Annotated in this window: 18 protein-coding genes; 7 read left to right on the forward strand and 11 right to left on the reverse strand. The window is 71.3% G+C overall.

Features of this window, described 5'->3' with window-relative positions:
- Genes ACSGDB_RS02000 through ACSGDB_RS02010 form a run of 3 tightly spaced genes read left to right on the forward strand, consistent with a single transcriptional unit; the run spans window position 1 to window position 2860 of the window.
- Window positions 1-975: a carbohydrate ABC transporter permease gene (locus ACSGDB_RS02000; protein ID WP_434992436.1), complete on the forward strand. Its 975-nt coding sequence runs from the start codon at window positions 1-3 to the stop codon at window positions 973-975.
- The gene (locus tag ACSGDB_RS02005; RefSeq protein ID WP_434992438.1) at window positions 972-1862 is read left to right on the forward strand and encodes a carbohydrate ABC transporter permease; all 891 of its coding nucleotides are present in this window, start codon (window positions 972-974) and stop codon (window positions 1860-1862) included. Before ACSGDB_RS02000 ends, ACSGDB_RS02005 begins: the two co-directional genes overlap by 4 nt.
- Window positions 1859-2860, forward strand: coding sequence for a glycoside hydrolase family 43 protein (locus ACSGDB_RS02010; protein WP_434992440.1), 1002 nt, complete (start codon window positions 1859-1861; stop codon window positions 2858-2860). The genes ACSGDB_RS02005 and ACSGDB_RS02010 overlap by 4 nt, the downstream gene beginning before the upstream one ends.
- 25 nt (window positions 2861-2885) lie before the next feature.
- On the opposite strand, the gene ACSGDB_RS02015 is transcribed toward ACSGDB_RS02010, so the two are convergent.
- From ACSGDB_RS02015 to ACSGDB_RS02025, 3 genes are read right to left on the reverse strand one after another with little or no spacing between them, the layout of a single operon-like run.
- Window positions 2886-3206: a DUF3253 domain-containing protein gene (locus ACSGDB_RS02015; protein ID WP_434992441.1), complete on the reverse strand. Its 321-nt coding sequence runs from the start codon at window positions 3204-3206 to the stop codon at window positions 2886-2888.
- Window positions 3199-3567, reverse strand: coding sequence for a 2-polyprenylphenol hydroxylase (locus tag ACSGDB_RS02020; protein ID WP_434992442.1), 369 nt, complete (start codon window positions 3565-3567; stop codon window positions 3199-3201). Before ACSGDB_RS02020 ends, ACSGDB_RS02015 begins: the two co-directional genes overlap by 8 nt.
- 7 nt (window positions 3568-3574) lie before the next feature.
- The gene (locus tag ACSGDB_RS02025) at window positions 3575-4033 is read right to left on the reverse strand and encodes a DUF3817 domain-containing protein (RefSeq protein ID WP_434992443.1); all 459 of its coding nucleotides are present in this window, start codon (window positions 4031-4033) and stop codon (window positions 3575-3577) included.
- Between the two features lie 152 nt (window positions 4034-4185).
- Between ACSGDB_RS02025 and ACSGDB_RS02030 the strand changes: the two genes are divergently transcribed.
- Window positions 4186-7797, forward strand: coding sequence for a TM0106 family RecB-like putative nuclease (locus tag ACSGDB_RS02030; protein ID WP_434992445.1), 3612 nt, complete (start codon window positions 4186-4188; stop codon window positions 7795-7797).
- Between the two features lie 84 nt (window positions 7798-7881).
- Here the strand turns inward: ACSGDB_RS02030 and ACSGDB_RS02035 are convergent, their stop codons facing one another.
- Both ACSGDB_RS02035 and ACSGDB_RS02040 read right to left on the reverse strand, forming a co-directional pair.
- The gene (locus ACSGDB_RS02035; protein WP_434992446.1) at window positions 7882-8076 is read right to left on the reverse strand and encodes a cold-shock protein; all 195 of its coding nucleotides are present in this window, start codon (window positions 8074-8076) and stop codon (window positions 7882-7884) included.
- 206 nt (window positions 8077-8282) lie between these two features.
- On the reverse strand, window positions 8283-9278 hold the full coding sequence (locus ACSGDB_RS02040; RefSeq protein WP_434992448.1) for an LLM class flavin-dependent oxidoreductase: 996 nt from the start codon (window positions 9276-9278) through the stop codon (window positions 8283-8285).
- A gap of 161 nt (window positions 9279-9439) precedes the next feature.
- Here ACSGDB_RS02040 and ACSGDB_RS02045 point away from each other — a divergent pair, with 161 nt between their 5' ends.
- Window positions 9440-9601 (forward strand): hypothetical protein, encoded by a 162-nt coding sequence (locus ACSGDB_RS02045; RefSeq protein ID WP_434992450.1) that lies wholly within the window; start codon window positions 9440-9442, stop codon window positions 9599-9601.
- Between the two features lie 11 nt (window positions 9602-9612).
- Here ACSGDB_RS02045 and ACSGDB_RS02050 read toward each other — a convergent pair whose 3' ends face one another.
- On the reverse strand, window positions 9613-10161 hold the full coding sequence (locus ACSGDB_RS02050) for a helix-turn-helix domain-containing protein (RefSeq protein WP_434992452.1): 549 nt from the start codon (window positions 10159-10161) through the stop codon (window positions 9613-9615).
- A gap of 80 nt (window positions 10162-10241) precedes the next feature.
- Between ACSGDB_RS02050 and ACSGDB_RS02055 the strand changes: the two genes are divergently transcribed.
- On the forward strand, window positions 10242-11429 hold the full coding sequence (locus ACSGDB_RS02055; protein ID WP_434992454.1) for a benzoate/H(+) symporter BenE family transporter: 1188 nt from the start codon (window positions 10242-10244) through the stop codon (window positions 11427-11429).
- Window positions 11430-11439: 10 nt separating this feature from the next.
- Here ACSGDB_RS02055 and ACSGDB_RS02060 read toward each other — a convergent pair whose 3' ends face one another.
- Entirely contained in the window at window positions 11440-12741 is a 1302-nt protein-coding gene (locus ACSGDB_RS02060) for a cation:proton antiporter (protein ID WP_434992456.1), read from the reverse strand.
- Window positions 12742-13011: 270 nt separating this feature from the next.
- On the opposite strand from ACSGDB_RS02060, the gene ACSGDB_RS02065 reads away from it, so the two are divergent.
- Entirely contained in the window at window positions 13012-16308 is a 3297-nt protein-coding gene (locus ACSGDB_RS02065; RefSeq protein WP_434992457.1) for an SNF2-related protein, read from the forward strand.
- A gap of 133 nt (window positions 16309-16441) precedes the next feature.
- On the opposite strand, the gene ACSGDB_RS02070 is transcribed toward ACSGDB_RS02065, so the two are convergent.
- From ACSGDB_RS02070 to ACSGDB_RS02085, 4 genes are read right to left on the reverse strand one after another with little or no spacing between them, the layout of a single operon-like run.
- Window positions 16442-17305: an alpha/beta fold hydrolase gene (locus ACSGDB_RS02070; RefSeq protein WP_434992458.1), complete on the reverse strand. Its 864-nt coding sequence runs from the start codon at window positions 17303-17305 to the stop codon at window positions 16442-16444.
- Window positions 17306-17345: 40 nt separating this feature from the next.
- Complete coding sequence (locus tag ACSGDB_RS02075) at window positions 17346-18842, reverse strand: ABC transporter ATP-binding protein (RefSeq protein ID WP_434992459.1); 1497 nt, start codon at window positions 18840-18842, stop codon at window positions 17346-17348.
- Complete coding sequence (locus tag ACSGDB_RS02080; RefSeq protein ID WP_434992461.1) at window positions 18839-19579, reverse strand: energy-coupling factor transporter transmembrane component T; 741 nt, start codon at window positions 19577-19579, stop codon at window positions 18839-18841. The genes ACSGDB_RS02075 and ACSGDB_RS02080 overlap by 4 nt, the downstream gene beginning before the upstream one ends.
- 3 nt (window positions 19580-19582) lie before the next feature.
- Window positions 19583-20497 carry an ECF transporter S component gene (locus ACSGDB_RS02085; protein WP_434992463.1) on the reverse strand — a complete coding sequence of 305 codons (915 nt, stop codon included), beginning with the start codon at window positions 20495-20497 and terminating at the stop codon, window positions 19583-19585.
- Window positions 20498-20568: the final 71 nt, after the last annotated feature.

Genomic DNA, 20568 nt, shown 5'->3' on the forward strand with positions numbered 1-20568 from the left:
ATGACCACGCTGAAGCAGCAAGAAGGGGGTGCCCCCGCACGGAAGGGGGCACCCCGCCCGTCGGGGAGGTCGTCGTCGGGCGAGATCCGCAAGCAGGCCCCAGCCACCCCGTGGCTGTTCCTGGCCCCGTATCTCGTCCTGTTCATCGCGTTCGTCCTGGTGCCCATCGTCCTGGGCGCCTGGATCAGCCTGCACACCTGGGACTACACGCGGCCGCTCAAGCCGTTCGTGGGCCTGACCAACTACACCGAGCTGTTCGACCCGGACTCACGGCAGTTCAGCAACTTCTGGGGGTCGATGCGGGCCACGGGCATCTTCACCCTGTTCAGCGTGCCGCTTCTGCTCACCGTTCCGCTCGCCGTGGCACTGCTCATGGCGAAGAAGTTCCCCGGCCGGAACTTCTTCCGGGCGATCTACTTCGCGCCCTACGTGCTCGGCGTCGCGGTCATCGCCGTGATGTGGCGCTACCTGCTCGACAACAACATCGGCCTCGTGAACTACTACCTCGGCGTGCTCGGCCTGCCGAACGACATCAACTGGACCACCTCGACCCCGGCCGCCTGGGTGGCACTCGTCGGCGTGACCGTATGGTGGACCCTCGGCTTCAACGCCGTCATCTACCTGGCCGGCCTGCAGGACATCCCCGCCGAGCTGTACGAGGCAGCCCGGATGGACGGTGCCGGTCCCTGGCAGCAGTTCGTCAATGTCACCATTCCCGGACTCCGTCCCGTGCTGTCCTTCGTGACCCTCACGACGCTCATCGCATCGGTGAACATGTTCGGCCAGTCCTACCTCATGACGCAGGGCGGACCGGGCAGGGAGACCCGCACAGCGATCTACCAGATCGCCGACACGGGCCTCCGCAACTTCCAGATGGGCAGTGCCGCCGCCATGAGCTACGTGCTGACCGTCTTCCTCATGGCCGCGAGCCTTCTGGTCTTCTGGCTGTTCCGCGAACGGAAGGATGCGCGATGAGCTCGACCGTCGAGACCCGAACCACCCGCACGCGCGAGCCGTCGACGAAGCAGGCGCGGAAGCCCAAGCCAGGCACCCTCGTCAAGATCGTCCTGCTGGCGCTGGTGGCACTGGTCTTCATCAGCCCTGTGATCTTCATGATCGTCACCTCGTTCAAGACGCGTGCCGACGCGACGTCCATTCCGCCGTCGTGGATCCCCAACCCCTTCTCCCTCGAGGCGTACCAGACGATCCTCGCGCCGGGGACCAACACGCCCGTCCTGCGCTGGTTCGCGAACAGCATGCTGGCCGCGATCATCCACTCGGCGCTCGTGGTCGTGACGGCCTCCATGGCCGCCTACCCGCTGGCCAGGATGAACTTCCGCGGCAAGAAGATCGTCTTCGCGGTCATCGTCGCGACACTGCTGGTACCACCGGTGATCCTCATCATCCCGAACTACCTGCTCGTCAGCGACCTCGGGTGGCTGAACTCGCTCGTCGCGATCATCGTGCCGACGGCGGCCTCAGCCTTCGGCGTGTTCTTCATGCGGCAGTTCTTCATCTCCCTGCCCGACGACCTGGAGGAAGCCGCACGGATCGACGGCGCGAACCGCTTCCAGATGTTCACGAAGATCATCCTGCCGCTCGCGAAGCCGGCGATGGCAACCCTTGCGCTGCTGGCGTTCCTCGGCAACTGGAACGACTTCCTGTGGCCGGTCTACGTCCTGTTCACGCCCGAGGTCCAGACCCTGCCGCCGGGCCTGTCCACCCTGCAGTCGGCCAACGCGGTCCGTTACGACCTCCTGATGGCCGGTGCCGTGGTGGCCAGCGTCCCGGTCCTCGCGCTGTTCGTCTTCCTCCAGCGCTTCATCATCGAAGGCGTGTCGCGGTCCGGGGTGAAGGGGTGACCCGTGCCTTCCCGGGCCGCATACTCGGCGCACTGGCGGTCGCCGCGCTTGCCGCGGCGACCGCCGGCTGTGCGCCGTCGGAGACGGCGGACACAACGGAGGCCGTCCCCGCAGCGGAGGAGCAGAACCCCACCCGGGTCCTCGACGAGGAGTTCGCCGACCCGGACATCCTCCAGGTCGGGGACACCTACTACGCCTACGCGACCGAGGGGAACCGCAGGAACGTGCAGGTCGCGATGTCCACGGACCTCCTCGAGTGGGAACAGCTCGGCGACGACGCGCTGCCGGAGCTCCCCTCCTGGATCATCCCGGGCAAGACGTGGGCACCCGAGGTGACCCAGGTGGCGGAGGGCCAGTTCGTCCTCTACTTCACTGCCACGAACTTCGCGCCGACGGTGCAGTGCATCGGCGTCGCCACGGCCACGGATCCTGCGGGTCCGTTCACGGTCGAGGGTGACGGGATGCTCGTCTGCCCGGAGGACGAGGGGGGTGCCATCGACGCCAGCACCTTCGAGACCGACGGGGGCCTGAATCTGGTGTGGAAGAACGACGGGAACTGCTGCGGCAAGGACACCTGGATCCAGACCGCGCCGCTCTCGGCGGACGGGCTGTCCCTCGCCGGGCAACCGCAGAAGCTCATCAAGCAGGATCTCGCATGGGAGGGCGACCTCGTCGAGGCGCCGACCGTCGTGCCGCGCGACGACGGGTACGCTCTGCTCTACTCCAGCAACTACTACGGCGACGAGTCCTACAACGTGGGCTACGCCTCGGCTCCGGCACTGGAGGGACCCTGGGAGAAATCCCCAGAACCCTTCCTCGCCTCGGACACCTTCGGCGACGACCGCTACATCGGACCGGGCGGACAGGACCTGGCCACCGCTCCCGACGGTCAGCTCTACCTCCTGTTCCACAGCTGGGACGCCGCCGTGACCTACCGTTCCATGCACGCCGAACCGGTGGAGTGGACGGAGGCCGGGCTCAGCCTGACGGACAGCTGAGGCCTCGCCGGACGGGGCACGGGCATCACCCGGACGACGGCGCATCCCTCGGGACGCCGTCGTCCGTCGTCGATGCACGACGTGGTGCCCGGCCGTCGATCCAGCGGACGCGGATGGGACCGCGGGCGTCCGGGGCCACGGGCTCGCCGTGCTGGGTGACGTGGACGAGACCCTCCCCGGCCAGGTCGAAGGCGATCCTGCGTGCCGCGGGCATCAGGTCGCGCCACGCCTGGCCGCCGATGCTGCGCGCGGCCTCGGAGGGGCACAGTGTCTTCCCGCTGCCCCGCTGCGCGGCGATCCGCAGGATCTCCGCCCGCAGCTCCGGGTTCGCGACCAGGTCACCCATCGCCGGGCGCCTCGCCCGCCGGACGGCGCCCCGAGCCACCGGGCTTCTTCGGGTGCATGCGGTCCAGCTCCTTCAGGGCTGCGGTCCAGCGCGCCGTGCGTTCGGCCGCCGACTGCTCCCACCACGGGGTACCCCGCTCGCCGAGCCCTTCCTTGGCGAGCTGGACGGTGCGCCGCGCACGGGGCAGGGCCGCGCCGTCGTCGCCCTTGGCACTGTTGCGCACACCCGAGCGGCCGCGTCCGAGGTGGGACATCAGGCGCGCCTTCACCTCCTCCGGCAGGGAGGGGTCGGTCTTCCGCCAGCGGCGTCCGCCGTGGAGGAAGAACCGTTCGTCGTCCGGAGTGTTCCGCAGGTCGGTCATGCGTGCCTCAGCTCGAGGACCCGGGAGGGCCGATGATCAGCAGCACGCTGAACACCACGGAGATCCCGACGACGGCGACCAGCAGCGCGACGAGCGGACTGCGCAGCACCCACGCCTGGAGCTGCTCGACCGGCGTGCGCGGCGTCTCGGCACCCGGGGCCAGGCGCCAGGCTCCGGCGAGCTGTCCGCGGCGCTCGATCCACCGTTCGTAGGGGATGGTCGCGAACGGGACGACCGCCGAGGCGATCCCCAGCAGGCCCGTCGCCACGGACCAGCGCTGGTTGACCCAGATGAAGACCGTGGTCGCCACGAAGCAGAGGAACACGAAGCCGTGCACGGCTCCCGCCGGCGGAACGAGCGCCTCCGTGGTCCGTGTGACGTACTTGAGGAACATGCCCAGCAGCAGGAAGGCCCAGGTCACCGCCTCGGCGACGGCGACGGTACGGAAAAGCGTGCGGGGGTTCATCGTGCTCCTGGTCGGTCGACGGTCTGTCCCTCCGATTCTCCCAGACCTCGCGTCGCGACGGCCCGGACCGGCCTATGACCGCGGTCACAGGATTGTCGGCGTTCCGTGATGGACTGGTGTCCCCTGCCGGCACGACGAAAGGATCAGCGGCCGTGTTCCTGCTCGACGCCGACACCACGGAAGCGACCTCCCCCGACCTCGTGTTCTCGGCCACGGACCTCGTCACGGCATCCGAGTGCGGGTACCGGCTCCTGCGGATCCTCGACGAGAAGCTGGGGCGTGCTCCCCGGGCGGACTTCCCCGTGGACCTGATGCTGCAGCGCGCCGCTGCCCTCGGGGACGTGCACGAGCACCGGGTCCTCGACGAGCTGGTCGCCGAGCACGGGCGGTGGTCGCCCGGCAACCCGACGGGCGTGTACGACGTCGACCCGGCCACCTCCATGGATCGCGCCACCCTGGCGGCCAAGCACGACGAATCCCTCGGTGCCCTGCGCTCGGGCGCAGCCGTGGTGTTCCAGGCGGCGTTCTTCGACGGCGTGTTCCACGGGCGCTCGGACTTCCTCGTGCGGCAGGACGACGGCGCCTACGCCGTCTGGGACACGAAGCTCGCCCGCCACGCGAAGGTCGGCGCCCTGCTGCAGCTCGCCGCGTACGGCGACCAGTTGCAGGCGGCGGGGATCCCGACGGCGGACGAGGTCACCCTCGTCCTCGGCGACCGCAGCCGCAGCGTCCACCGCCTGCCCGACCTCCTGCCCGTGTTCCGCGAGCGCCGCGCCCGCTTCCTCGAACTCGTGCACGCACACCGCGCGCAGCCCGACGCCGTGGCTTGGGGTGCACCCGGAGTCGCGGCGTGCGGGCGGTGCGAGTACTGCGCCGAGCAGGTCACGGCGTCGCGGGACCTCCTGCTGGTCGCCGGGATGACCGGCGAGCGCAGGGCACGGCTCCGGGGCCAGGGCATCAGCACGATCGACGGCCTCGCCGCCCTGCCCGACCGCCCGGAGGACCCCGCCCTGACGAGGCTGCAGGACCAGGCACGCCTGCAGGTCGGGGCGGGCGCCGTCGACGGCGGTGTCACCTACCGCGACGCGGACGGCGACGAGCGCACGCTGTCCTACCGCGTGCTCCCGCAGCACACGCTGGGGTCGCTGCCCGCGCCGAGCCCCGGGGACATCTTCTTCGACTTCGAGGGGGACCCGCTCTGGCAGGACCCCGGGGACGGCAGCTGGGGCCTCGAGTACCTGTTCGGCGTCGTCGAGCAACCCGCGGACGGCGACGCCGAACCGCCCTTCCGTCCCTTCTGGGCCCACAGCCGGGCGGAGGAGCGCCTCGCGTTCGTCCGGTTCCTCGACTACGTGCGGGAGCGCCGCCTGCGGTACCCCGACCTGCATGTCTACCACTACGCGGCCTACGAGAAGAGCGCCCTGCGGCGCCTGTCCCTGGTCCACGTCATCGGGGAGGACGCCGTGGACACCCTCCTCCGCGAGGGCGTGCTCGTGGACCTCTACGACACCGTGCGCCACAGCCTCCGCATCTCCGAACGCTCCTACAGCCTCAAGAAGCTCGAGCCCCTCTACCTGGGCGGCGCCCTCCGCAGGGGGGACGTGACCGATGCCGGGGCGTCGGTCGTGGCCTATGCCGCCTATTGCGCCGCGCGCGACGCGGGGGACGACGCCGCTGCGACGGAGATCCTCGCCGGGATCACCGACTACAACCGCTACGACTGCCTCTCGACGCTGGGGCTGCGGGACTGGCTGCTTTCCCTCGGGTCCCGGCACGGAGCGGTGCCCCACGCCGCCGGTCGGGCGGACGACCGGGCAGGCCCGCGCGCCGCCGGCCCCCTCTCCGCAGCCGCCCCGGTCGATGATCCCGCGCCTCCCGCCTACGGACCCACGCCCGAGGAGGCCCGGCTGCTGGCGCATCTCGCCGATCTGCCGGCCGGCACGGGCAGGCATCCCGACCAGCAGGCCATCGCCCTCGTCGCGGCGGCCGTCGGATACCACCGCCGCGAGCGGAAACAGTTCTGGTGGTCCCACTTCGACCGGCTCGCCGCACCCGACGCGTGGGACACCGCGCGTGACGTGCTCGTGTTCCGCACCCTCGAGGTGGTGCAGGACTGGGCCAGGCCGACCCCGCGCTCGAACCCCGTGCGGCTGCTCAAGGCGACCGGTCCCCTGACGGCGGGCTCCGATCTGCGGGAGGGCTCGGCCTGCTTCGCGATCTACGACGCGCCCGTCCCACCCGACGCCGACAGTACCGACAGCGCTGGCGCGGGACGCGGCGGCTGGTTCGGGGTCGAGGTGATGGAATTGTCCGAGGACGCGGACGGCCTCGCGACCCTGGTGATCAGGGAGAAGCTGCGCCGCGGGGCGCCGGAGCGGGCCGAGCTGCCCCTGGCCCTGGCTCCCGACAAGCCGCTCCCGACGACGTCGATCGAGGACGCGCTGATCGCCCTCGCCGACCGGGTGGGCAGAGCCCTGCCGGACGTACCCGGGGACCCCGCGCTCGACCTCCTCCGGCGGGTCCCCCCGCGCCTCGCCGGCGGCGCCGGCCTGCCCGCTGCACCACCGCACGCGGACGGCTCCGCCGAGGCCATCACCGCCGCCCTGCAGCTCCTCGAGGACTCGTACCTCGCGGTGCAGGGCCCGCCCGGCACCGGCAAGACGCACGTCGGCGCGGACGTCGTCGCGCGCCTGGTCCGCCTCGGGTGGAAGGTGGGCGTGGTCGCCCAGTCGCACGACGTCGTCGAGAACCTCCTGTGCCGCGCCATCGAGGCCGGCGTCCCCGTCGACCGGGTGGCCAAACGCACGGAGGCACCCGACGCTCCCTGGACCCAGCGGTCCGACGCCGACGTCGCGCGCCTGCTCGGCGAAGCGGACGGGTGCCTGGTCGGCGGGACGGCGTGGACGATGACCGGGAGCAAGGTCCCGGCGCGCTCCCTGGACCTGCTGGTCGTCGACGAGGCCGGACAGTTCTCTCTGGCGAACACGATGGCCGTGGCCCGTGCCGCCCGAAGGCTCCTCCTCCTGGGCGATCCGCAGCAGCTCCCCCAGGTCAGCCAGGGCACGCACCCGGAGCCGGTCGACCAGTCCGCGCTCGGGTGGCTGTCCGCCGGGCATGCGACGCTGCCCGCGCGGTTCGGCTACTTCCTCGCGGATACGTGGCGCATGCACCCGGAGCTGTGCCGCGCGGTGTCGGTCTTCGCGTACGACGGCCGGCTCGCTCCGGCCGCAGCGGCGCGCGGGCGGCACCTGGAGGGTGAGCAGCCCGGCGTCGACTGCGTTCTCGTCGACCACGCGGGCAACGCGACGGTCTCGGCCGAGGAGGCGGCGGAGGTCGCCGCGCAGGTGCGGCGCCACCTCGGTCTGCCGTGGACCCCGCAGCCGGGCGCCGTCCCGCGGCCGCTCGGCCAGGAGGACATCCTGGTGGTCGCCCCGTACAACGCGCAGGTGCAACTCACCCGGCAGGCACTGCGGGCAGCCGGGTTCGGCCACGTCAGGGTGGGCACGGTGGACCGGTTCCAGGGCCAGCAGGCCGTCGTCGTGATCGTCACCATGACGGCGTCCTCCGCGGCGGAGGCTCCGCGCGGCATCGGGTTCCTGCTCAACCGCAACCGGGTCAACGTCGCCGTCTCGCGGGGGCAATGGCGCGCCGTCGTCGTCAGGTCGCCACGACTGACCGAGCACATGCCCTCCACTCCGGCGGCCCTGGAGGAGTTGGGCGCGTTCATCGGGCTCTGCGGAGGCGAGGACCCCGGCGCAGGCTGAGGGGGACGGGTGATTAAACGAAGAAGCAGGCCGGACCGGGGTCCGACCTGCTTCCTCGAAAAGATCTAGTGGAAGATCCGAGCCTTAGAGGGGCTGGATGTTCGACGCCTGAGGACCCTGCTCGGTGTCGAAGCTGACCTTCTGGTTCTCGTCCAGCGAGCGGTAGCCGCTCGCGTTGATGGCGGAGAAGTGTGCGAACACGTCTGCGCTTCCGTCATCGGGAGCAATGAATCCAAAGCCCTTTTCAGCGTTGAACCACTTCACGGTACCTGTTGCCATTTTTGTTTCATCCTTCTGAAAATTCAGACGCACCCCGACTTTCGGGGCGCCCCAGTCGCGGCGTGCTTGTCCGCTTTTTCAGAGACACGTTCCGTCCCCTGAGGGCCGGACCGCGTGAAATACAAATGCGCAACACTACAACTGACCCCCACTTAACCAAACCATGGAGGGTAATGGCAAGCAGGACGCGAAAGTTCTTCGATCGGCTACCCTCGTGCGGCGACCGGGCGCATCGCATCGGCCAGCAGTTCGAAGGAGTGGAGCCAGGCCGCGGTGCTCTCCGCCTGGGTCGCGACGATCAGCTCGTCGGCTCCGTGGCGCTCGGCGAACTGCTCCAGGTAGTCGCGGACGACGTCGGGGGTTCCCACCGCGCTGTACCGCGCCATCCCGGCCATCTGCTGGCCGCTCGGCGACGCGAGGATGGCCTCGGACTCCTCCCGCGTGAAGGTCTGGCCACGCCCCAGGAGGAGGCTCACACGGCGCAGCATCCCCTCGTGGAACTCGTGGTGGGCGTCGTTCGCATCGTCCGCGGCAATGACGTTCACGCCGGCGATGAAGTGCGGTTCCGGGGACTGCGCGGACGGCCTGAACTCCCGCCGGTAGAGGGCGGCGGCGTCCTGCAGCGCCTGGGGGGCGAAGTGCGAGGCGAAGGCGAAGGGCAGCCCGAGGGCGGCGGCGAGCCGGGCCCCGAACAGCGAGGACCCGAGGATGTAGAGCGGCACGTTCGTACCCTTGCCCGGGGTGGCCTGGACCCCCGGCACGCGGCTCTCGCCGGTCAGGTAGCCCTGCAGCTCGAGGACGTCCTGGGGGAAGCTGTCGGCGGCCGTCGGGTCGCGGCGCAGGGCACGCGCGGTGACCTGGTCGCTGCCGGGAGCACGGCCGAGACCGAGATCGATCCGGCCCGGGTGCAGGCTCTCGAGGGTGCCGAACTGCTCGGCGATGGTGAGCGGCGAGTGGTTGGGCAGCATCACCCCGCCGGAGCCCAGGCGGATGGTGGACGTGTGCGCGGCGACATGGGCGATGAGCACGCTCGTGGCCGACGACGCGATGCTGCCCATGTTGTGGTGCTCCGCGTACCAGATCCGGCGGTACCCCCACCGCTCGGCGTGCTGGGCGAGCGAGACGCTCGCGGTGAAGGTCTCCGCCGGCGTCGAGCCTTCGGCGACCTGGGCCAGATCCAGGATGGACAGGGGGACACTCATGGATGCACCTTCCGATTCGGGAACCACGGCGGGGTGTGTCGCGGACCTCTGGGAGGAACGGTTGCCCGCGCACATCTATTTCCCGGGGGCCCGGATCCCGGGCGATCCCCGGCGTGGTTCTCCTCACGCCGCGGCGACTGGAGCTCTGCCATGCTGGGACCATGCCGAACAGCGACCTCCCCGCCTCCGAAGCTGCCCTCCGCCAACGTCAGGACCTCCTCGTCCGCGAGCTGGCGGTGGAGCAGAACTCCGCCCGCCTGCAGAGCCTCAGTGACGAGCTCGAGGCCATCCAGCGCACGCTCGAACGGGCGCGCAAGGCCTGATCCGCGCCGGATCAGCGCGCCGGCGTCTCGATGGTCAGGACCCCCTCCGCACCCCCGTCCGTCGACGCGTAGGAGTGGACCGCATCCCCGCGCCAGGACAGCGTGCCTCCGGGCCCTGCGTCCTGCTCCGCGCCGAGCACCCCCGCGCGGACACCGCCCCGCACCACGCGGAGATGCTCCAGCGTCCCCGGCCCGTGAGCCGGTGACACGCGTGTCCCCGTCGGCGCGACGGTGAGCCAGAAGACCTCGGTGGTCCCGCCGTCGTCGTGCCTCCGCACCGTGAGCAGCCGGGCGTCGACGACGCCGTCGGAGACGCCGCGCCCCGCCTCGTCGCCCACGAGCCCGGTGAGCGGCACCCCGAGGGGCGCCGCGAGCGCGTAGAGGGTCTCCAGGGTCGGATTGCGGGTCCCCGCCTCGAGTTCCGAGAGCGTGCCCTTCCCGATGCCGGCCTGCCGGGCGAGGCCGCTGAGGGAGAGCCCTCGCTCCACGCGCAGACGCGTGATCCTGCGGGCGACGGCGGTACGCAGCGACGCAGAAGGGTCCGGCTTGTCCTCAGGCATCCCTACATCCTACGCTGGCCGTTCCATATACAGAACGATTCTGGCGGGCGCTGGCGCGTCCCTCCGACAGGAGCCCCGCGGTGCACTCCCGATCCTCCGTCCGGCCCGGCCTGCACGAACCCGTCCTCGCCGGCGTCGTCACAGCCCTGGTGGGCTTCACCTCGTCGTTCGCCGTCGTCCTCGCCGGGCTGCGGGCCACCGGCGCGTCGCCGGAGCAGGCCACCTCGGGACTGCTGGCGCTGACCGTCGTCGTGGGTCTCGGCACCATCCTGCTGTCGCTGCGGTACCGCATCCCCGTCACGCTCTCGTGGTCCACGCCCGGCGCCGCGCTGCTGGCCGGTGCCACCATCCCGTCCGGCGGCTGGCCCGCGGCGGTGGGGGCGTTCCTGGTCACCGGCGCCCTCATCGTGCTGACCGCGGCGGTGCCCTGGCTCGGCCGGCTGGTGGCCCGCATCCCGCAGCATCTGGCGCAGGCGATGCTCGCAGGCGTGCTGCTCCCCCTGTGCCTGGCACCCTTCCAGTCGATCGGCACCATCCCGCTCCTGGTGCTGCCGGTGATCCTCGTCTGGCTGGCCGCATCGGCCCTCGCCCCGAAGTGGTCGGTCCCGCTGGCCCTCGTCACCGCCCTGGCGGTGATCGGGGTCCGCCTCGGCGTCACGGGTACCGCCCTCGACGCGTTGTCCCTGGTGCCGTCCGTGGCCTTCACCGTCCCGACGCTCGAGCCGGCCGCCGTCGTCGGCATCGCCCTGCCGCTCTACGTGGTCACCATGGCGTCGCAGAACCTGCCGGGCGTCGCCGTGCTGTCGTCCTTCGGCTACCGGACCCCCTGGCGTCCGGCCCTGGCCGTCACCGGGGCGGGCACCGCCGTCGTCGCGCCCTTCGGTGGCCACGCGGTCAACCTGGCGGCCCTGTCGGCCGCGCTGTCCGCCGGCGAGGGCGCGGGCGAGGACCGCGACCGTCGGTGGATCGCGGCCCTCGCCGCCGGTCTGTCCTACCTCGTGCTCGCCGCCTGCTCGGGCGCGCTCGTCGCCTTCGCGGGAGCCGCGCCGGCCGGGCTCGTGGAGGCGGTGGCAGGGCTCGCCCTGATCGGCACCATGGCGACGGCGGTGACGGCGTCCTTCCGGGATGCGACGGGGCGCATGAGCGGCGCGGTGACGTTCCTCCTGGCGGCGTCCGGCCTGACGGTCCTCGGCATCGGCGGGGCGTTCTGGGCGCTGCTCGGCGGACTCGCCGTGCGGACCGCGATCGAGCGGGGGCCGCGCGCCTGACCGGCAGCCGCTAGACGGGCGTGTTCGGGGCCTGCGCCTCGTCGCCGCGGGCACGGGCCTTGCGCTGCCGCGCGCGGTCCAGCGCGTTGATGGCCGGCGCCGCGGTGATGCCGTGCACCACGATCGACATCACGATCACCAGTGTGCCGATCCTCCACAGCGTCGACTCGTCGGCCGTGAACTCGCCCTTCGACAGCGCATAGCTGAGGTAGTAGATGGAGCCGATACCGCGCACGCCGAAGAAGGCGAGGGTGCGGCGCTCCCACGGGCCGGTCTTCCCCCGGGCGAGGCTGAACCAGGCGGTGATCGGCCGGACCAGGAGGATGAACGCGGCGGCGACCAGCACTTCGAGCGGGCGGATGCCCTCGAAGAGGCCACGGGCCACGGCGCCCCCGAGCAGGACGAGCACGACGACGGTCAGCAGGCGTTCGAGCTGCTCGATGTAGCTGTGCAGCACCCCGTGGTAGCCGTGGGTCTGCTCACTGGCGCGGATGGTCAGCGCGCACACGAACACGGCGATGAAGCCGTAGCCCTCGAACGCCTCGGTCACCCCGTAGGTCAGGAAGGTTGCGGCCAGGGCGACGAAGCCCTCGGAGTGGTTGGCGAGCCGGACGCTCTTCAGGGGTGTGCGGAAGAAGACACGCGCGAGAAGCCAGCCCATACCGACGCCGAACGCGCAGCCGATGATCATGCGCCACAGCACGTCGAGCAGCATCCACTCCGGGAACCAGGCCGACGGGGCCAGCCCCACCGTGCTGAGCAGGATGGCGAGATAGACGAACGGGAAGGCGAGCCCGTCGTTCAGACCTGCCTCGGAGGTCAGCCCGAACCGCACCTCGTCCTCGGCGTCCAGGTCCTCCTCCGACTCGGAGGGCTCGCCCACCTGCACCTCGGAGGCCAGGACGGGATCGGTCGGTGCGAGGGCTGCGGCGATCAGCAGGGCGGACGCGATGCCCAGCCCGAGGACCCACATGCCCATGAGGGTGAGGCCGAGGATGCACAGCGGCATCGCGATGCCGAGGAGGCGCCAGGTGGTGGACCACCGGCGCCATCCGAGCTTGCGGTCCAGGGCCAGCCCGGCACCCATGAGCGAGACGATGACGCAGACCTCGCTGAGGTGGATGGTCACATCGCTGTACTTGATGGGGTCCGGGTCCGGGAGGTCCCCCGCGAACGTGAAGATGAGGATGCCGGCGGCAAGGAAGACCATGGGCATCGACACCGGGGCGCGCATGAGCAGGCGGGGCAGGAGGGCTGCCGCGAACACGGCGAGCCCGGCCGCCGCATAGATGACACTCGGAGCCTCGAACACGTGCAACCTCTTCCGTTTCCCTGCAACCTGACGATCAGCCCCGAGCCAAGGATAGGGCAGGCCGATGGGCCCGAGGAGCGCCGCTGCCCGGTCAGACCTCCGCCTCGGCACGGGGTAGACTCACCGGTCGCTTCTGGGCGGACGCCGCCGCCTCGGGTCGCTTCGGGTCGCTTCTGGTCGCTTCTGGGCGGACGTCGCCGCGCCCGCGCCTCTGGGCGAAACGCAGCGTGCGGCGGGGAGAGCGTCACCGCCGCATGAGAGCATGGAATTATGCCCATTTCCACCCACCCCATGGTCGATGTCACGGACATCATCCGGATCGTGGGCGGTGCTGCGTTCCAGCGCGGGCAGACCTACGCCAAGGACGGCGCGGTGAGCTCCCTCGCGTGGGACGCCGAGTCCAGGCTGCTGACCGGGAAGGTCCGCGGGACCGCGCCCAACGACTACCGGACCAAGCTGCGGCTCGGCCTCAAGGGCGACGGCCGGTTCCGCCCCCTCGAGAACTTCTGCAGCTGCCCCGTCGGCGCGGACTGCAAGCACGTGGCGGCCACGGCCCTGCAGAGCAACACCGAGAATCTGCTGGCCCAGCACGAACGCGAGCTCGGCGCCCGGCCCGCTCCGCGCGCGTCGGTCCCGGAGGGCTGGCAGGCGTCCCTCACGGACCTCCTGGAGGCCGACGCCGCCGTCGACTCCCCGCCGGCCCCGCGGACACCCCTCGGCCTGCAGTTCGAGCTGCGCACCCCCGAGGTCGCCGTGCAGCGGTGGGGATCCGCCGCCGAGCGCCAGGGCCAGCGCACACTGAACACCCGCCTCGGGGTGCGGCCCGTCAGCCAGAACGGCAAGGGCAAGTGGATCAAGAACAACCTGTCCTGGGGCAGCATCAGCTACCAGACCTACGGGCTGACGCTGGACCCGGACCAGCACCGGTGGTTCTCGCAGTTCCCCGCGCTGCACCGCGGCACCGGCGTCAACTACTTCGGCAACAACGACTCCTGGCTGTACCTCGACGACTTCAGCAACCCGCTGCTCTGGCAGCTGCTGGAGGAGGCGCAGCGTCTCGGTATCGCCTTCGTGGGGTCGAAGAAGTCGGTCACCATCGACCTCGCGGCCCGCGCGACGCTGAAGCTCGATGCGACCGGGACGGAGGACGGCTCGCTGCGCCTGTCGCCCGCCCTCGACGTCGACGGCCGGCCCCACCCGTCCGAGACGGCCCACGTCATCAGCACGCACGGCATCTACACGGTCGCCCCCGACGACACCATCACCCTCGCGCCGACCTCGCGCAGGCTGACGTCGAAGGACATCGAGCTCCTCCAGCGCGGGCACGCCGTCGTCGTCCCCGAGGAGGAGAAATCCCTCTTCCTGCAGGACTACTACCCGAAGCTGCGGCAGACCATCCATGTGGACAGCAGCGACGGCAGCGTCGAGCTCCCCGAGATCCAGCCCCCGGTGCTCGTCCTCACCACCGCCTACGGCGCGGACGGGTCGGTGGCCCTCGACTGGCACTTCGACTACGTCCTCGGCGACGCCGTGCAGCGTCGGCCCTTCCGCCGTGGAGGTCCCGGCAGCGACGACGGCTACCGCGAGACCGACGTCGAGGACGCCCTCGCGGCCGCCGTCCGCCCGGCCCTCGGAACGCTGCCGATCCGGGCGCTGCGGCTCGAGGACATGCAGGCCGTCGAGTTCGCGGAGGACATCCTGCCGCAGTTGCAGGAGCTGGACGGCGTCAGCGTCGAGGTGGTCGGCGAGAAGCCCGAGTACCGGGAACTGACCGAGACCCCCACGCTGCGGATCAGCACCGTGGACACCGACGACCGCGACTGGTTCGACCTCGGCGTCATGGTCACCGTCAGCGGGCGCACCATCCCCTTCGACTCCGTCTTCCGTGCGCTGGCCCAGGGCCAGAAGAAGCTGAAGCTGGTCGACAACAGCTACCTCTCCCTCGACCAGCCCGTCTTCGAGCAGCTCCGCGAGCTCATCGAGGAAGCCCGGGCCCTGAGCGAGTGGGACCCCGAGTCGGGACTGCAGATCAGCCGCTACCAGGCCGGGCTGTGGGCGGAACTCGAGGAGCTCGCCGAGGAGACGGAGCAGGCGCAGTCCTGGCGCGAGGCCGTGAGCGGACTGCTCGAGCTCCAGGACGTCGCGGCGACCCCCGCGCCGTCGGGCCTGACCGCCGAGATGCGCCCGTACCAGGCGGAGGGCTTCAGCTGGCTCGCGTTCCTCTGGCGGCACCGCCTCGGCGGTGTGCTCGCCGACGACATGGGGCTCGGCAAGACGCTGCAGGCCCTGGCCCTCATGATCCACGCGAAGGAGACGGCGGGGCTCGACGCACCGTTCATTGTCGTCGCCCCCACCTCCGTGGTGCCCAACTGGTCAAACGAGGCGCGACGCTTCGCACCGAGCCTCAAGGTCGTCGCGGTCACCGACACGCAGGGCGCCTCCGGCGTCCCGATCCACGAACAGGTGGGTGACGCCGACGTCGTCATCACCTCCTACACGCTGTTCCGGCTCGACTTCCCGGCCTACCAGGACCTCGCCTGGTCCGGCCTCGTGCTGGACGAGGCGCAGTTCGTGAAGAACCGCGCCTCGAAGGTGCACCAGGCGGCGAAGGACTTCGACGCGCCCTTCAAGCTCGCGATCACCGGCACGCCCATGGAGAACAACCTCATGGAGCTGTGGTCGCTGTTCAACATCGTGGCCCCGGGCCTGTTCCCCTCCGCCCGCAAGTTCACCGAGGACTACCGCACGCCGATCGAGAAGATCGGCGACGACCGTCCGCTCGTGCGGCTCCGCAAGCGCATCCGACCGCTGATGATGCGCCGCACGAAGGAGGCCGTCGCCTCCGATCTCCCGCCGAAGCAGGAGCAGGTCCTCGAGGTGGAGCTCCACCCCGAGCACCGGCACATCTACGAGACGTACCTGCAGCGCGAGCGCCAGAAGCTCCTCGGCCTGATCGAGGACATGAACCGCAACCGCATGATCGTGTTCCGGTCCCTGACGCTGCTGCGCATGCTCAGCCTCGACGCCTCGCTCGTGGACCCCGCGCACGAGGGCATCCCGTCCGCGAAGCTCGACGTCCTGTTCGAGAATCTCGAGGACGTCCTCGCGGAAGGGCACCGGGCGCTCGTCTTCAGCCAGTTCACGTCCTACCTCAAGAAGGCCGCCGAGCAGCTGGACGCCCGGGGCGTCGAGTACGCCTACCTGGACGGATCCACGCGGAGCCGCGGCGAGGTCATCGACTCGTTCAAGGACGGCAAGGCCCCGGTGTTCCTCATCAGCCTCAAGGCGGGCGGGTTCGGCCTGAACCTGACCGAGGCGGACTACTGCTTCCTGCTGGACCCGTGGTGGAACCCGGCCTCCGAGGCCCAGGCCGTGGACCGCACCCACCGTATCGGCCAGACGAAGAACGTCATGGTCTACCGCATGGTGTCCAAGGGGACCATCGAGGAGAAGGTCATGAAGCTCAAGGAGAAGAAGGCCAAGCTGTTCACGTCCGTCATGGACGACGACGCCGTCTTCTCCTCCGCGCTGACCGCGGACGACATCCGGGGACTACTGGACGCGTAGGTCCCGCACACTTCCGCGCACCCCGCCCGAGTGCGCACGCGTGGCGGGTGCACGACGACGACACCCACCACACCTGCACGACGAACCCTCGACCGAGCCGGAGCGGCCGGAGCAGCCCGAGCCGGACCAGAGGTCAGCCGCGCCCGTCCCGGTCCCGCAGGGAGGGGTCGAGCAGCTCGGCGAAGGCACGGGGCCGGGCCGCGACCCACCAGTGCCCGCCCGGGACGGTGGTGACGGTCAGGTCCGACACCCAGGCCTCGAGCCCGTCCACGAGGTGCGGCGAGAGGAAGGGATCCTTCAGCGGGACGATCACGTGGACGGGGATCGTGACGGGACGCCGCCGCGGCGGCTTCACCCCGGCGGACATGTTGGTGCGGTAGAGCGCCAGGCCCCGCACCGGGTCCGACCCCACGTTGCGTCGCGCCGTCAGCTCGTACTGCCGGGTCAGCCCGTACCTCCAGAGCGCTTCGGGCAGGACGGGGAGCCGGAAGAAACCGACGTACCAACTGCGCAGCACCTGTCCCACGCCCTGCGGCACCAGCCGGGGGTTCCTGAGACGCCCACGCAGCCACCGGGAGAAGTGCCGCAGATCGGGTCCGGAGATGCTCGTGTAGTCGAGGATCAGCCCCTGCGCGCGCTCGTCCTGCACCGCGGCCCACCCCTGGATCGAGCCCCAGTCGTGACCCACCAGGCGCACCCTGCCCGGCGTGTCCACGGCGTCGAGGACGGCGAAGAGGTCATCGACGAGTTCGGCCAGGGTGAACCCGGAGCCTTCGTGGGCGCGGGACCGGCCGGCGTTCCGGGTGTCGAACGCGACCAGGTGGTGCGTCGGGGCGAGCTCCCGGAGGACCGGGTGGAAGACGCGATGGTCGTCGGGATAGCCGTGCAGGAAGACGATCGTCGGCCTCGCCGGGTCCGGATCGAGGCCGTACTCGAACACGGCGAGGTCGGCGCCCTCCGCCTCGATCGTCCGGTGCCTCTCGCGCAATAGGTCCATGGGTTCACCCTAGGGGCTGTCGCGGTCCGGCGGAGGCTGCTCAGCGCGGTGTTGCACCCTCCGAACGGATTCGGCCGTCGTCGAGCCAGACGCTCCGGTGCGCGACGGCGTCGGCGAATCCTGCGTCGTGCGTGGCCAGCACCACACAGCCTCCGCCCCGGGCATGGCGGGAGACGACGCCGCCCAGCAGGGTCCGGGCCGGTTCGTCGAGGCCGGCGGTGGGTTCGTCGAGCGCCCAGACCGCCGGGCCCGTGGCGAGGAGGGAGGCCAGCGCCACCATGCGCCGCTGCACGAAGCCCAGCTCGTACGGGTGCGCCTCCGCGAGGTCCGCGAGTCCCAGCGCGTCGAGGGCGGCCACGGCCCGCCGGACGGCGTCGCCCTTCCGCAGCCCGGCGACGCGCGGACCGTAGGAGACCTCGCGCAGGACGGTCCGTTCGAAGAGCTGCTGGTCCGTGTCTTGGAAGAGGTACCCCACGGTGGCAGCGAGGGCGCCCGTGGGCTGGCGGCCGACCCGCACCCCGCCCGAGGTGACCGTGCCCCGCTCCGCGCGCGACAACCCGTTCAGGTGCTGCAGCAGGGTCGACTTGCCGGACCCGTTGGGTCCGCGGAGGGCGACCACCTCCCCCGCCCGGACGGACAGGTCCACGCCGGTGAGTCCCGCCGGCGGCAGCGCCGAGCCGGGCTCCCGCGGGTAGCGGAAGCCGAGGCCGTGCACCGCGACGAGCTCGGGGGCCGCGGGATCGACGGGATACGGGACGGCGCCGCCCTCCGGCCGGAGCGGGTCCCCCTCCGTGCCGATGCCGAAGCGCCGCAACCCGGCCCGGTGCGCCTCGGTGAGCAACCCGTCGAACACGGGTCGGCCGCCGTCGAGCGCCAGGACGCGCGTACCGCGCGGGGCATGACGCGGCAGCACGGGCGCACAGACCACCACCCCGGTGCCGGTCCGCCGGAGCGCCTCCAGCGTCCCGGCGACGTCCTGCGCCGCGTCGTCGTCGAGCCCCTGGTACGGCTCGTCGAGGACGAGGACGGCGGGCCGCTGCACCACGGCGGCGGCGATGATGGTGCGCTGCAGCTGCCCGCCGGAGAGCCTGCGGGGATCACGCTCCAGCAGCGGTGTCAGCCGGAGGGCGGCCGCGACGTCGTCGACGGCCCGCCGCAGCTCCCGGGCGGGCATGCCGCGGTTGGCGGGGCCGAAGGCGATCTCCTCCCCCACGGTGGAGGACATCATGGACAGCTGGCCCCAGGCGCCCTGGGCGACGTACGCCACCCGGGCGCTCCACCGGGCGGGATCGATCCGCGGGTCGCCCGGCGTCCCGCGGAAGCGCACCGTCTCGGCGTCGAGCGTGAGCGCTCCGGTGAACGTGGCCCCCGCCTCCACCCCGGTCATGCCCGCGAGCAGCCGGGCGAGCGTCGTCTTGCCGGACCCGGAGGCCCCCGCGACCACCACGTGCTCCCCCGCCCGCACGGTGAGGGCGACGCCGGCGAGCACCGGTGCGCCGCCGTCGTAGGTGAAGCCCGTGGCGTCGAGGGCGATCATGCCGTCGCCGTCAGAAGCCAGGCGGCGGAGAACGCCCCGACGACGGCGACCATCGCGCGTCGTGCCACGCGCTGGCGGGCGGTGTCCGAGTCCGGCAGGTAGCTCGTGCGCGGACCGGGCGACGAGAAGCCGCGCGCCTCGAGCATGCGGGTGCGCTCGGAGGCGTCCACGAGCAGCCCGATGACGAGGGGCGTGAGCACGGTCAGCAGGGCCCGCCCCCGGGAGAGCGGTCCGCGCCCCACGACGAGGCCGCGAGCCTGCTGGGCGCGGGTGATGCGGCGTGCGCGCTGCGCGACGTGCGGGATGAGCCCGACGGCGGAGCCGACGACGAAGACGAGTTTCCGGTTCCAGCCGCGGTGGGTCATGGTGGCCAGGAGGTCGGGGATGTCCAGCGTCATCGCCGCCGTGAGCAGTGCCGCTGTGAACACGGTCATGCGGAGGCCCATGACGGCGGCGAAGGTCAGTCCCTCGGCGGTCACCCGGGCGACGCCGAGGTCGGCGAGGACGGTGGTGCCCTCGGGGAAGAAGAGCCCGTGGAGCAGCAGGGAGGAGACGAGCAGGGGCCCCGCGACCAGGGCGACCGCGAGGCCGATCTGCCGGGGCCGGCCGGACAGGAGCACCACGAGGACCAGCACAGCGAGGGAGAACTCCCAGCGGTTCACCACGAGGACGAGCACCACCAGCAGGACCGCGGCGAGCAACTCGGTCAGGGGGTTGTAGATCCTGCGGCGGGGCATGGCTCAGACGACGCCGTCGTCGTTCCCGCGGGCGGGCGCGGGCGCTGCTCCGGCGGCGCTGCCGGTGGTACCGGTGCCGGCGTCGCCGTCCGTGACGGCGTCGGTCCGGGCGCCGACGTTGCCCGCCCGGTCACCGAGGACCCGGTACGTGCGGGCGAACGGGAACTGGCGGACGGCGCGTTGCGGCAGCGCGTAGACGATCAGGGCCACGACGACGAACACCACGATCTTGTCGAGGGAATCGGACAGCAGGCCCTGCTTGGTCGCCGCGACCAGCAGCTTGTCCCCCATGGAGCGGAACACGGCGATGATCGCGTTGGTCCCGAACGTCCCCGCGGCACCGAACATGAAGACCGCCACCGGCGCCGCGACGAGCCCTCCGACCGCACCGACGACGAGCCCGGCCACAGGCACGAGGTACACGCGGCGGAAGGCGCCGTAGCGCGCGGCCAGGCCCGCGAGCAGCCCGATGAGGGCGGCACCCGCCGCGAAGGGCAGTGCGAACGGGTTGAAGAGACCCCAGATGGCATTGCTGATCGCACCCGTCGCGGCACCGGCGGCGGGGCCGGCCAGGACGGCGACGAGGACGGTGCCGATGGCGTCGAGGTAGATCTGCAGGCCCAGGGACCCGGCGATCTGGCCGACCGCGATGTTCAGGGCGATGCCCAGCGGCATGATCACCAGCGAACTCGTGCTGAGCATCGGCAGGATCCCGCCGACCAGGAGTGCTCCACCCCCGAGGAAGCCGAACAGCGAGACGAGCGAGGCCGTGCTGCCCATGCCGCCGGCGATCTCGGCCGGCTGGACCACGACGAGGAACAAGTACGTGGCGGCGATGAGCGCAGCCCCCAGGACGATGAGAAGGCGTCGCGGCCGTTCGGCGGCGGGGCCGGAGGCCAGGGTCAGGGATGAACTCACGATATTCCTTGGGCGCGATGAAGGGATGAGGACGCACCTCATGTCACCTCGGCGCCGGCCGCGCAGCAGTG

Origin of the sequence: Arthrobacter sp. Ld5 (assembly GCF_051172775.1) — a bacterium.
Lineage (GTDB): Bacteria > Actinomycetota > Actinomycetes > Actinomycetales > Micrococcaceae > Arthrobacter_D.

Bases quoted from the DNA above. Each gene is read 5' to 3' on its own strand.
- ACSGDB_RS02040 (WP_434992448.1), bottom strand. From the start codon at position 9,278: ATGAGTGTCCCCCTGTCCATCCTGGATCTGGCCCAGGTCGCCGAAGGC.
- ACSGDB_RS02065 (WP_434992457.1), top strand. From the start codon at position 13,012: ATGCCCATTTCCACCCACCCCATGGTCGATGTCACGGACATCATCCGG.
- ACSGDB_RS02005 (WP_434992438.1), top strand. From the start codon at position 972: ATGAGCTCGACCGTCGAGACCCGAACCACCCGCACGCGCGAGCCGTCG.
- ACSGDB_RS02015 (WP_434992441.1), bottom strand. From the start codon at position 3,206: ATGGGTGACCTGGTCGCGAACCCGGAGCTGCGGGCGGAGATCCTGCGG.
- ACSGDB_RS02035 (WP_434992446.1), bottom strand. From the start codon at position 8,076: ATGGCAACAGGTACCGTGAAGTGGTTCAACGCTGAAAAGGGCTTTGGA.
- ACSGDB_RS02020 (WP_434992442.1), bottom strand. From the start codon at position 3,567: ATGACCGACCTGCGGAACACTCCGGACGACGAACGGTTCTTCCTCCAC.
- ACSGDB_RS02075 (WP_434992459.1), bottom strand. From the start codon at position 18,842: ATGATCGCCCTCGACGCCACGGGCTTCACCTACGACGGCGGCGCACCG.
- ACSGDB_RS02080 (WP_434992461.1), bottom strand. From the start codon at position 19,579: ATGCCCCGCCGCAGGATCTACAACCCCCTGACCGAGTTGCTCGCCGCG.
- ACSGDB_RS02025 (WP_434992443.1), bottom strand. From the start codon at position 4,033: ATGAACCCCCGCACGCTTTTCCGTACCGTCGCCGTCGCCGAGGCGGTG.
- ACSGDB_RS02000 (WP_434992436.1), top strand. From the start codon at position 1: ATGACCACGCTGAAGCAGCAAGAAGGGGGTGCCCCCGCACGGAAGGGG.
- ACSGDB_RS02050 (WP_434992452.1), bottom strand. From the start codon at position 10,161: ATGCCTGAGGACAAGCCGGACCCTTCTGCGTCGCTGCGTACCGCCGTC.
- ACSGDB_RS02045 (WP_434992450.1), top strand. From the start codon at position 9,440: ATGCCGAACAGCGACCTCCCCGCCTCCGAAGCTGCCCTCCGCCAACGT.
- ACSGDB_RS02070 (WP_434992458.1), bottom strand. From the start codon at position 17,305: ATGGACCTATTGCGCGAGAGGCACCGGACGATCGAGGCGGAGGGCGCC.